We start from the raw sequence: 11946 nt of genomic DNA on the forward strand, positions 1-11946 counted from the left end.
GGCAATTCTCCCCGAGTTGCCGAGCGTTCTCATGCGTGCGTTGTTCCTCCTTCCCCTCCTGCTGGCCAGCACCCTGGCCCATGCCGAGCTGCCCGAAACCGACTGGTTGGAACTGATGCCCAAGTCGGACCAACTGGCGCTGGAGCAGATGCCAGAAATCGACCACGACTCGCCTGAAGCTAGCGGTACCTTTACCGACAAGGGCGGCCTCAAGCAGAGCAAAGGCTTGCCGGCAGTGATGTACTCGAGCAAGACCGTGCCGGCCATGAACGGCAAGCAGATTCGCCTCGGTGGTTATCCGGTGCCGCTGGAAAGCGACGCCAAGGGCAATAGCACGTTGTTCTTCCTGGTGCCGTATCCAGGCGCCTGCATCCACGTACCACCGCCACCGCCCAATCAGTTGGTGCTGGTGCGCTATCCGAAAGGTCTGAAGATCGACGATATCTACACACCGCTGTGGGTCAGCGGGCGTCTGCAGGTGGAAAAGGTCAGCAATGATCTGGCGGATGCTGCCTATGCGTTGGAGGCCAAGCAGGTGCGGGTCGTGGAAGATGCGGACCTGTGATTTAGGCCACCAGGATATTTGCAGCACCGCAGAATTTTGGGGCCGCTTTGCAGCCCTTTCGCGACACAAGGCCGCTCCTACAGGGATCGCGCATTACCTGGCAACGCGGTCCCCTGTAGGAGCGGCCTTGTGTCGCGAAATGAGGGCGCAGCCCTCACCGGGGCCAGCAGATCAGAGCGCCTCGCTGCCTATCTGCAGGCTCAACACATGCCGCTCACCAGGCTTGAGCTCGACAACGTCATCCCAGACATTCGCCGTCTCGATGCACAGCATGCGCTGCCAGCCATCGTCTGCCATGTCCGGCAATTCGCGGGCGCGGTCGGTCCAGGGGTTCCAGATCACCGCCGAGCGCGAGCCGCTGCTGGTCAGGGTAATCCGTCGCTGCCAGTGCGGGTCGACAATGCTTAGCTGCTCAGGGCTATCGAGGTAGATCCGGTCGGTTTCGCCGCTGAACGCCAGCGCGCCCTGCTGCGTGCGCTGCTCCCAGTCAGCCAGGGTTTCGATGTAGCTCAGCCCTGCAACACCCTCGACCTGCGCCTGGCGCACATCGCTTACGGCAAAGTAGCTGTGCAAGGCCTGGCTGGTGGTGACGCTGGCATCCCCAAGGTTGTAACTGGTGAGGGTGACACTGAGCTGCGCGCCAACTTCGATCAGCAGCGTGAGCTCGACCTTGTGCGGCCAGCCCGGCAGTTCGCCGTTGGCAGCCTCAGGCAGCGAGAACTGGATCTGGACCGTTTCGCCAACCTGCTCGATGCCCAGCAACTGCCAGTCCCGGCCACGCACCAGCCCATGAGCCGGGGCCTCTGTGCCGTTGTACATTTTTTGAACAGATAGTGGGTTACGTTGCAGGTTGCCAAACCACGGCCAGCATACCGGGACCCCGGCACGCACCGATTTGCCCTGACGAAACAGCGCTTGTTCACTCAACCACAGCAGCGGCGGTTGGCCGATGCGCTGGTAGCTGAGAATCTGCGCGCCTTGCTGAGCAATCAGCAGTTCCGCCTGCGGGCAGCTGACGCGCCAGCAAGCAAGCTCGCCGTGGGTTTCGGTTTCGACCTGAAAGTTAGCCATACGCTCATCTCGTTGTTTGCACCTGGGTTTTCGACCCTGTGCTGTGCAACGAGTTTAACCCCGGCGTGGCTCAGCGACGAGGGACCGAGCGGGTGCGGCCACTGCCATCGATGGCGACGAACACGAACACCGCCTCGGTGACCTTGCGCCATTCGCTGGACAGCGGGTCGTCGCTCCACACTTCGACCATCATCTGGATCGAGCTGCGGCCGATTTCCACCGTTTGGGTGTAGAACGACAGTTGCGCGCCAACCGCCACCGGGACCAGAAAGGCCATGCGGTCGATAGCTACGGTTGCCACCCGGCCACCGGCAACGCGGCTGGCCATGGCGGTACCGGCGAGGTCCATCTGCGCGACCAGCCAGCCGCCGAAGATATCGCCAAAGCCATTGGTTTCGCGGGGCAACGCGGTGATCTGCAGAGCCAAATCGCCTTGCGGAATAGGATCTTCTTGTTCGAGCTCAATCATGCCGTGGGGCCTCTGACCCGTGACGCTTCGTTGGTTGGCGCAATCAAGGTCGCCGTGAAAACGATCAGCTCATACTACGCTGATTTCGTTTTGGAGGGCGGCCGCAGGGAAACTCTGCGAAACCGCCTGAGCATAATGACCGGCGTTTTCGCACAACATCCCACAACGGGAGCATTCTTTTCATTCGAATGGGCAGTATATAGACGCCTGCCGTCAGGCACGACCATGCATTGATGAATATCGAGAGAGTTTTTCTGCCGCTATGAGCGCCGGCAGGCAATTTGTTATCTTCCTCCCTCAACTATCCAGAAGCCGCGTTACAAGCGGCCTGCACGTCCTACAAGAGACCTCCGATGACCTCCGTGCCGAGCAGTATCGAGCAGCCTTCGCGGCCGCTGACCCGCAGTGACTACAAGACGCTCTCGCTGTCCGCCCTGGGCGGGGCGCTGGAGTTCTACGATTTCATCATCTTCGTGTTCTTTGCCACCGTGGTCGGCAAGCTGTTCTTTCCGCCGGACATGCCCGAATGGCTGCGCCTGATGCAGACCTTCGGCATCTTTGCTGCGGGTTACCTGGCTCGGCCCTTGGGCGGCATCATCATGGCGCACTTCGGTGACCTGCTCGGGCGCAAGAAGATGTTCACCCTGAGCATCTTCATGATGGCTCTGCCGACGCTGATCATGGGCCTGCTGCCGACCTACGCGCAGATCGGCCTGTGGGCGCCGATCCTGTTGCTGCTGATGCGGGTGATCCAGGGCGCGGCGATTGGCGGGGAAGTGCCCGGCGCCTGGGTGTTCGTCTCCGAGCACGTGCCGGCGCGCAATACCGGCTACGCTTGCGGCACCCTGACCGCCGGGCTGACCGCGGGCATCTTGCTCGGCTCGCTGGTGGCAACCCTGATCAACACCGTCTACACCCCGGTGGAAGTGGTCGATTACGCCTGGCGCATCCCGTTCCTGGTCGGCGGTGTATTCGGCCTGTTCTCGGTGTACCTGCGCCGCTGGCTGCACGAAACCCCGGTGTTCGCCGAGATGCAGCAACGCAAGGCCCTCGCCGAAGAGCTGCCGCTGCGGGCAGTGCTGCGTGACCACCGTGGTGCGATCGTGCTGTCGATGCTGCTGACCTGGCTGCTGTCGGCAGGCATTGTGGTCGTCATCCTGATGACCCCGGCGCTGCTGCAGACGCTGTACCAGGTCAGCGCGCTGGATTCGCTCAAGGCCAACAGCGTGGCCATCGTCCTGCTCAGCCTGGGTTGCATTGCCGCCGGTAGCCTGGCCGACCGCTTCGGTGCCGGGCGTGTGTTGGTGATCGGCAGCCTGGCGCTGCTGGCCAGCTCGTGGAGCTTCTACCACAGCCTGCCCAACCACCCCGAACTGCTGTTCCCGCTGTATGCGGTCACCGGTCTGTGCGTGGGCGTGATTGGCGCGGTGCCGTATGTGATGGTCAAGGCGTTTCCAGCGGCGGTGCGCTTCAGCGGCTTGTCGTTCTCCTACAATGTCGCCTATGCGATCTTCGGCGGGCTGACGCCGATGGCGGTGACCGGCCTGTTGAAGATCAGCCCGATGGCGCCGGCTTACTACGTGGCGGTGCTGTGCACGGTTGGCCTGCTGGTGGGCTTGTATCTGCTGGCGAAAAAACGCTGACAAAGGCGGTTCAACTCGAGCAAAAGTGAAAGGCCATCTCGCGGGTGCGATGATGGCCTTTCATCCAATTGTCACATTGAAGTCATAGAGTGTTCATGCGCCCTGCAGATACTGGGGCCCGTTCCATCCAGCACACCCCCTATTCCTGCTAGGAGCAAGGCATGAAACTGAAGCGTTTGATGGCGGCCCTCACGTTCGTCGCCGCTGGCGTTGCAACCGCCAACGCGGTGGCCGCTGTCGACCCAGCGATCCCGACTTACACCAAGACCACCGGTGTATCGGGCAACCTCTCCAGCGTCGGTTCCGATACTTTGGCGAACCTGATGACTCTGTGGGCCGAGGCCTACAAGAAGGAATACCCCAACGTAAACATCCAGATTCAGGCTGCCGGCTCCTCCACTGCGCCACCCGCGCTGACCGAAGGCACCGCCAACCTCGGCCCGATGAGCCGCAAGATGAAGGACGTCGAGCTGCAGGCCTTCGAGCAGAAGTACGGCTACAAGCCAACTGCTATCCCGGTCGCGGTCGACGCCCTGGCAGTCTTCGTGCACAAGGACAACCCGATCAAGGGCCTGACCATGGCGCAGGTCGATGCGGTGTTCTCGTCGACGCGCCTGTGCGGTGCCAAGGCCGACGTGAAAACCTGGGGTGACCTCGGTGTGACCGGCGACCTGGCCAACAAGCCGGTGCAGCTGTTCGGTCGCAACTCGGTATCCGGCACCTACGGCTACTTCAAGGAAGAAGCCCTGTGCAAAGGCGACTTCAAGCCTAACGTCAATGAGCAGCCTGGTTCGGCTTCGGTGGTACAGTCGATCAGCAGCTCGCTGAACGGCATTGGCTACTCGGGCATCGGCTACAAGACTGCCAGCGTCAAGACCGTGCCGCTGGCCAAGAAAGAAGGTGGCGAGTTCATCGAAGACAACGAAGAGAACGCCCTCAACGGTAAGTACCCGCTGTCGCGCTTCCTCTACGTCTATGTCAACAAGGCGCCGAACAAGCCGCTGGCTCCGCTCGACGCCGAGTTCATCAAGCTGGTGCTGTCGCAAGCAGGCCAGCAGGTTGTAGTAAAAGATGGCTACATCCCGCTGCCGGCCAAGGTAGTTGCCAAGGCGCTGGCTGATCTGGGCCTGTCGCATGCCGGCAACGTTGCCAAGCAGTAAGTAACACTGGACGGGGTTGGCCTGCGGGCCGGCCCTGTCAGCTATTTTCGGTCCGGCGCCAGGCTTACTGTGCGGCGGGCTTTGTTGCGTCAACGCACTGTCATGTTTTTGTAATATGGGACCGCTAGGGTGTGCGCATGAATGATCTGGCCAACTCCACCATGAGCGACAAGGCTCCGCCGGTGCGCATTGACTTCAATACGCCCGAGTTGCAACGCAAGCGCCGCATGCGCGCCCTCAAAGATCGCCTGACCCGCTGGTATGTACTGGTGGGCGGGCTTGCCGTGCTTGCGGCGATCACCTTGATCTTCTTCTATCTGGCTTACGTGGTGCTGCCGCTGTTCCAGGGCGCCGAGCTGACCCGCAAGCAGGCGTTGCAGCCCACCTGGCTGCAGCAGGATGCCGGCAAGCCGCTGTTGATCGCGCTTGAAGAACAAAACCTGGTTGGCCTGCGCGTGTCCGACCAAGGTCAGGCGTTGTTCTTCGACAGCAAGACCGGTGCCGAGCTGAAACGTGTTGACCTGCAAGTCCCGGCCGCTGCGCACGTGACCTCGATCAGCGCTGATCAACCGGGCAGCCCGCTGATCGTGCTGGGTCTGTCCAACGGTCAGGCACTGGTGTTCAGTCACACCTACAAGGTCACCTACCCGGACAACAAGAAGACCATCAACCCGGGCATCGACTTCCCTTACGGCGAGACGCCATTCGTGCTCGATAGCGCAGGCCGCGCGCTGGAACATGTCAACGTCAGTCTCAATGGTGAGTCGCTGATCCTGGCCGGCTCGCACGGCTCGCAGTTGCTGGTCAGCCAGCTGACCCGCGAAGAAAACATGATGACCGGCGAGGTCAGCAGCGAGCAGACCAGCATCGACCTGCCGCAGATGACCGAAACGGTCAAAGCGATCTATGTCGACCCGCGTCAGCAGTGGCTGTATGTGGTCAACGGTCGCGCCCAGGCCGATGTGTTCAGCCTGCGCGACAAGAATCTCAACGGTCGCTACAAGCTGCTCGAAGACGGCCAGGCAGAAATCACCGCGAGCACCCAGCTGGTGGGCGGTATCTCGCTGATCTTTGGTGATTCCAAGGGTGGCCTGAGCCAGTGGTTCATGGCCCGCGACCCGGATGGCGAGTCGCGCTTCAAACTGATCCGCAGCTTCCAGCTCGGTACCGCGCCGGTGGTGCAGATCGACGCCGAAGAGCGCCGCAAGGGCTTCATTGCTCTGGACAGCGCCGGCCAGCTGGGCGTGTTCCACAGCACCGCGCACCGCACCTTGCTGGTCGAGCCAGTTGCCGATGGCGCAGGCATTCTGGCCCTGTCGCCGCGGGCCAACCGCATCATCATCGAGCAAGGGGACAAACTGCTGCCGTTGAGCCTGAAGAACCCGCACCCGGAAGTGTCCTGGAGCGCGCTGTGGGGCAAGGTCTGGTACGAGAACTACGAGGAGCCGAAGTACGTCTGGCAGTCGACTGCCTCGAACACCGACTTCGAGCCCAAGCTGAGCCTGTCGCCACTGACCTTCGGCACCCTCAAGGCAGCCTTCTACGCGATGATTCTGGCGGCACCGCTGGCCATCGCTGCTGCGATCTACACCGCCTACTTCATGGCTCCGGGCATGCGCCGCAAGGTCAAGCCGGTGATCGAGTTGATGGAGGCGATGCCGACGGTGATTCTCGGCTTCTTCGCCGGTCTGTTCCTCGCGCCGTACCTGGAAGCGCACTTGCCGGGCGTGTTCAGCCTGTTCCTGCTGATGCCATTGGGTATTCTTCTGGCCGGCTTTGGCTGGAGCCGCCTGCCTGAGTCGATCCGCCTGCGCGTGCCGGACGGCTGGGAAGCCGCGATCCTGCTGCCGGTGATCCTCTTCACTGGCTGGCTGTCGCTGTCCATGAGCCCGTTCCTTGAGAGCTGGTTCTTCGGCGGCGACATGCGCCTGTGGATCAGCAATGACCTGGGCATCACCTACGACCAGCGCAACGCCCTGGTGGTCGGTATCGCCATGGGCTTTGCGGTCATCCCGAACATCTACTCGATCGCCGAAGACGCCGTGTTCAGCGTGCCGCGCAGCCTGACCCTGGGTTCGCTGGCGCTGGGCGCAACGCCCTGGCAGACCCTCACCCGAGTGGTGATTCTGACGGCCAGCCCGGGGATTTTCTCGGCGCTGATGATCGGCATGGGCCGCGCAGTCGGCGAAACCATGATCGTGCTGATGGCCACCGGCAACACGCCGGTGATGGAGATGAACCTGTTCGAAGGCATGCGCACCCTCGCGGCCAACGTCGCGGTGGAAATGCCGGAGTCGGAAGTCGGCGGCAGCCACTACCGGGTACTGTTCCTCGCCGCGCTGGTGCTGCTGATGTTCACCTTTGTGATGAACACCCTGGCCGAGCTGATTCGTCAGCGTCTGCGCAAGAAATACTCGTCGCTTTGATAGAAAGGTAGAGATCCGTGAAAAAGGATTCCCTCAAAGGCTGGTTCAAGAGCGGCGCTCCCGGCGTTTGGATCAGCGGTGGCGCCGTCGCCATCGCCGTGATCATGACCGTTGGCCTGCTGGCGGTGATCGCCGTGCGCGGCCTTGGCCACTTCTGGCCGGCCGACGTGATCCAGGCCACCTACAAGGTGCCAGGGCAGGCCGAGCATATCGTCGTCGGCGAAGTAGTGCAGCAGGAACAGGTACCCCTGGCGCGGCTCAAGGGCGCTGGCCTGCCAGTGCCGGACAACGGCCCGGAATTCATGACTCGGGAGCTGATCAAGGTCGGCAACCGCGACATCAATGGCAGCGACTTCACCTGGGTGGTCGGCGACTGGCTGGTCGATCAGACCGCCCCGGCGGACTTGATCGCCTTGGAGCGCCGCGAGTGGGGCAACTTCTATGGCTACCTGGTCAGCGTCAAGCAGGACGGCCAGGTAGTGGCCCAGGGCGATGCGGCCTGGGGCGAACTGCAAGCCCGCCTGAAACGCGCGAGCGAACTTGCCGGCGAGCTTCAAGACCTTGAGAAGAAAGACATCGGTGCCATCAACCACGGCCTTGAACGCCTGCGCCTGCAGAGCCGCAAGCTGGAGCTGGCGGGCAAGCTGGACGCCACCGCGCAGGCAGACCTTGAGTCCGAGCGTGCCGAGCTGAACAGCCGCTACAAGGCCATCGAAGAACGCCTCGGCGCGCTGCACCGCGATTTCAGCCGGGACAGCCTGGTGGTGCGCGATGGCAATGGCCGCGAGCTGGAGATCAACCTCGACAAGGTCGTGCATGCCTATCAGCCGAACGGCATGGGCATCGTTACCAAGCTGGGCACCTATTTCGCCAAAGTGTGGGAATTCCTCAGCGACGACCCGCGTGAGGCAAACACCGAGGGCGGGATCTTCCCGGCCATCTTCGGCACGGTGATGATGACCCTGATCATGGCCATCATCGTCACCCCATTCGGTGTGCTCGCGGCGGTCTATCTGCGTGAATACGCCCGGCAGGGCCCGGTCACCCGGCTGATCCGCATCGCCGTGAACAACCTCGCCGGCGTCCCGGCGATCGTCTACGGCGTGTTTGGCCTGGGCTTCTTTGTCTACGTGCTGGGCGGCTCGATCGACCGGCTGTTCTTTCCCGAGGCGCTGCCGGCGCCGACTCTGGGTACGCCGGGCCTGCTCTGGGCATCGCTGACCCTGGCGTTGCTGGCCGTGCCGGTAGTGATCGTGGCCACTGAAGAAGGCCTGGCGCGAATCCCGCGGACCCTGCGCGAAGGCTCGCTGGCGCTCGGTGCGACCAAATCCGAGACGCTGTGGAAGATCGTGCTGCCGATGGCCAGCCCGGCGATGATGACCGGCATGATCCTCGCCGTCGCCCGCGCCGCTGGCGAAGTTGCGCCGCTGATGCTGGTGGGGGTGGTCAAGCTGGCGCCGACGCTGCCGGTCAACGGCAACTACCCTTATCTGCACCTTGATCAGAAGATCATGCACCTGGGCTTCCACATCTACGACGTCGGCTTCCAGAGCCCCAACGTCGAAGCCGCGCGGCCGCTGGTGTACGCCACCGCGTTGCTGCTGGTGCTGGTGATTGCCACGCTCAACCTGTCGGCGGTGTGGATGCGTAACCACCTGCGCGAGAAGTACAAGGCGCTCGACCACTGATTCAGCTTCACGCCACAAGCGCCGGGCTCAGCAGCCAGGCGCTTTTGCCCAGACCGCAGCTTGCAGCTCGAAGCCGGCAGCTACAAACGGAGTGAAACCATGCAACATGAAACTCAAGCTCATGGCATCGACATGTCGGCCCTGGGTCGCAACAAGCAGAGCCTGCGCCTGGCTGAAGAAGCTGTAGCCATCGAAGTGCCCGGCCTGTCCCTGTACTACGGCGACAAGCAGGCGCTGTTCGACGTCAGCCTGAATATCCCCAAGCAGCGCGTGACCGCCTTCATCGGCCCGTCCGGCTGCGGCAAGTCGACCTTGCTGCGCACCTTCAACCGGATGAACGACCTGGTTGACGGTTGCCGCGTAGAAGGCGAAATCAACCTCTACGGCACCAACATCTACCGCAAGGGCGAAGACGTAGCCGAGCTGCGTCGTCGGGTCGGCATGGTGTTTCAGAAGCCCAACCCATTCCCCAAGACTATCTATGAGAACGTGGTCTACGGCCTGCGCATTCAGGGCATCAACAAGAAGCGCACTCTCGACGAAGCGGTCGAATGGGCGCTGCGCGGCGCGGCCTTGTGGGATGAGGTCAAAGACCGCCTGCACGAGTCGGCTCTGGGCCTGTCCGGTGGTCAGCAGCAACGTCTGGTGATTGCCCGCACGATTGCCGTCGAGCCGGAAGTGCTGCTGCTCGATGAGCCGTGCTCGGCGCTCGACCCGATTTCCACGCTCAAGGTCGAAGAACTGATCTACGAGTTGAAATCCAAGTACACCATCGTCATCGTCACCCACAACATGCAGCAGGCGGCGCGCGTCTCCGACTACACCGCGTTCATGTACATGGGCAAACTGATCGAGTATGGGGACACCGATACGCTGTTCACCAACCCGGCCAAGAAGCAGACCGAAGACTACATCACCGGTCGTTACGGCTAGCAGCCGCTGCCGGCTTCACGCCGGCACCGACCCGAATACCTTGAAGCTTGCAGCAGCTGGCTTCTGCGCGGAGCGAACGCATGATCAACAAAGAAAGCCTTACCCATCACATCTCCCAGCAGTTCAATGACGAGCTCGAAGAAGTGCGCAGCCACCTGCTGGCCATGGGCGGGCTGGTCGAGAAGCAGGTCAACGATGCGGTCACCGCGCTGATCGAGGCTGACTCGGGCCTGGCCCAGCAAGTGCGCGAAGTCGATGAGCAGATCAACCAGATGGAGCGCAACATCGACGAAGAATGCGTGCGCATTCTGGCCCGTCGACAGCCGGCGGCTTCTGACCTGCGCCTGATCATCAGCATTTCCAAATCGGTAATCGACCTTGAGCGCATCGGCGACGAGTCGACCAAGATCGCTCGCCGCGCCATCCAGCTGTGTGAAGAAGGCGAGTCGCCGCGTGGTTACGTCGAAGTGCGCCACATCGGCGACCAGGTGCGCAACATGGTCCGCGACGCACTGGACGCATTTGCCCGCTTCGACGCCGAGCTGGCGCTGTCGGTAGCGCAGTACGACAAGACTATCGACCGCGAATACAAGACTGCGCTGCGCGAGTTGGTCACCTACATGATGGAAGACCCACGCTCGATCTCGCGGGTACTCAGCGTGATCTGGGCATTGCGTTCGCTGGAGCGGATCGGCGATCACGCACGCAACATCGCCGAACTGGTGATCTACCTGGTGCGCGGCACCGACGTGCGCCACATGGGCTTGAAGCGGATGAAAGCCGAGGTCGAAGGCACCGCAGGCCGCGAGGCTGAAATCGCTAATGTTTTGGCTGAATCGGACGATAAATAGGATTGCTCCCGAGCCTCAACGCCCGGCCCAGTGCCGGGCGTTTTCGTTTGCGGTCGAGCAGCCAGCAGGCACCCGCGAACAGTGTGCGACGCCCCGACCTGATTCGCTGCTTGGCAAATGGCCATCAGTGAGCGTTATGCTAGTCGGGATCAAGAGGAGTATCGATGAGTAAAGTCAATGTGCTGGTTGTGGATGACGCCCCGTTCATTCGCGATCTGGTAAAGAAGTGCCTGCGCAACGCCTTCCCGGGTATGGTCATCGAAGATGCAGTGAACGGCCGCAAAGCCATGGCATTGCTCGGTAAGGAGCATTTCGACCTGGTCCTGTGCGACTGGGAAATGCCGGAAATGTCGGGCCTGGAATTGCTCACCTGGTGCCGTCAGCAGCCAGAGATGAAAGCCCTGCAGTTCATCATGGTGACCAGCCGTGGCGACAAGGAAAACGTGATTCAGGCGATTCAGGCCGGGGTGTCCGATTTTGTCGGCAAGCCGTTCACCAACGAACAGCTGCTGACCAAGGTGAAAAAATCCCTGAGCAAGATCGGCAAGCTCGACAGCCTGATGTCGGGCGGCGTGGCCAAGGTCAATTCGGCGTTTGCCAATGACTCGCTGAGCGCCTTGACCGGTGGTCGCCCGGAGGCTGTCAGAGCCGCTCCGGTGGCCGCCGAGGCTGCCCGGCCGCTGGTCGCCGCAGCAGCACCGAAGGCCGCGCCAAGTGCCGCACCGGCCGGTCGTGGCCAAGGCCAATTGCGCCTCGCCAGCGGCGCGCAAGCCTGTGTGATCAAGGCCCTGAGCCTGAAGGAAGCGCTGCTGGTGGTGCGTCGCAGCGCCAACCTGCCGCAGGTGCTTGAAGGCGCGGTGCTCGACCTTGAGCAGGGTGACAACGCTGAAGTCGCGCGTCTGAACGGCTATCTGCATGCAGTGGCGGCGATGGAGCCGAAGCCGGACAGCGACTGGCTGCAGCTGACCTTCAAGTTTGTCGACCAAGACGCGCAGAAGCTCGACTACCTGTCGCGCTTGATTGCCCGCGGCACTACTCAGAAGCACTTCACTCCCGGCGCGTGAGGCGCTGTCCGACGCAGCCGCGGCCCCTGTCAGCACGGGCCGCGGCTGCGCCGACCAACTGCCATACCCAATGGCA

The 11946-nt window shown here is 62.2% G+C and carries 10 protein-coding genes; 8 read left to right on the top strand and 2 right to left on the bottom strand.

Features of this window, described 5'->3' with window-relative positions; all coding sequences use genetic code 11:
- Positions 1–31: 31 nt before the first annotated feature.
- Positions 32–565 (top strand): DUF3299 domain-containing protein, encoded by a 534-nt coding sequence (locus CXQ80_RS24125; RefSeq protein WP_178080806.1) that lies wholly within the window; start codon positions 32–34, stop codon positions 563–565.
- 171 nt (positions 566–736) lie between these two features.
- Here the strand turns inward: CXQ80_RS24125 and CXQ80_RS24130 are convergent, their stop codons facing one another.
- Both CXQ80_RS24130 and CXQ80_RS24135 read right to left on the bottom strand, forming a co-directional pair.
- Positions 737–1636 (bottom strand): D-hexose-6-phosphate mutarotase, encoded by a 900-nt coding sequence (locus CXQ80_RS24130; RefSeq protein ID WP_101322845.1) that lies wholly within the window; start codon positions 1634–1636, stop codon positions 737–739.
- A 70-nt stretch (positions 1637–1706) separates the two neighbouring features.
- Positions 1707–2105, bottom strand: a complete 399-nt coding sequence (locus tag CXQ80_RS24135) for an acyl-CoA thioesterase (protein ID WP_101322846.1) — start codon at positions 2103–2105, stop codon at positions 1707–1709.
- A 353-nt stretch (positions 2106–2458) separates the two neighbouring features.
- On the opposite strand from CXQ80_RS24135, the gene CXQ80_RS24140 reads away from it, so the two are divergent.
- The 7 genes from CXQ80_RS24140 to CXQ80_RS24170 all read left to right on the top strand — a co-directional run bounded on the left by CXQ80_RS24140 (position 2459) and on the right by CXQ80_RS24170 (position 11870).
- Entirely contained in the window at positions 2459–3748 is a 1290-nt protein-coding gene (locus CXQ80_RS24140) for an MFS transporter (RefSeq protein WP_101322847.1), read from the top strand.
- Between the two features lie 161 nt (positions 3749–3909).
- The gene (locus tag CXQ80_RS24145; protein WP_101322848.1) at positions 3910–4908 is read left to right on the top strand and encodes a phosphate ABC transporter substrate-binding protein PstS; all 999 of its coding nucleotides are present in this window, start codon (positions 3910–3912) and stop codon (positions 4906–4908) included.
- A 137-nt stretch (positions 4909–5045) separates the two neighbouring features.
- Entirely contained in the window at positions 5046–7334 is a 2289-nt protein-coding gene (locus tag CXQ80_RS24150; RefSeq protein WP_101322849.1) for an ABC transporter permease subunit, read from the top strand.
- Between the two features lie 17 nt (positions 7335–7351).
- Entirely contained in the window at positions 7352–9022 is a 1671-nt protein-coding gene (gene pstA / locus CXQ80_RS24155) for a phosphate ABC transporter permease PstA (RefSeq protein WP_101322850.1), read from the top strand.
- Between the two features lie 99 nt (positions 9023–9121).
- Positions 9122–9955, top strand: coding sequence for a phosphate ABC transporter ATP-binding protein PstB (gene pstB, locus CXQ80_RS24160; protein ID WP_101322851.1), 834 nt, complete (start codon positions 9122–9124; stop codon positions 9953–9955).
- Between the two features lie 80 nt (positions 9956–10035).
- The gene (gene phoU, locus CXQ80_RS24165; protein WP_101322852.1) at positions 10036–10806 is read left to right on the top strand and encodes a phosphate signaling complex protein PhoU; all 771 of its coding nucleotides are present in this window, start codon (positions 10036–10038) and stop codon (positions 10804–10806) included.
- A gap of 164 nt (positions 10807–10970) precedes the next feature.
- Complete coding sequence (locus CXQ80_RS24170; RefSeq protein WP_101322853.1) at positions 10971–11870, top strand: response regulator; 900 nt, start codon at positions 10971–10973, stop codon at positions 11868–11870.
- Positions 11871–11946 lie beyond the last annotated feature (76 nt).

The organism is Pseudomonas sp. 02C 26, assembly GCF_002843585.1.
Lineage (GTDB): Bacteria > Pseudomonadota > Gammaproteobacteria > Pseudomonadales > Pseudomonadaceae > Aquipseudomonas > Aquipseudomonas shirazensis.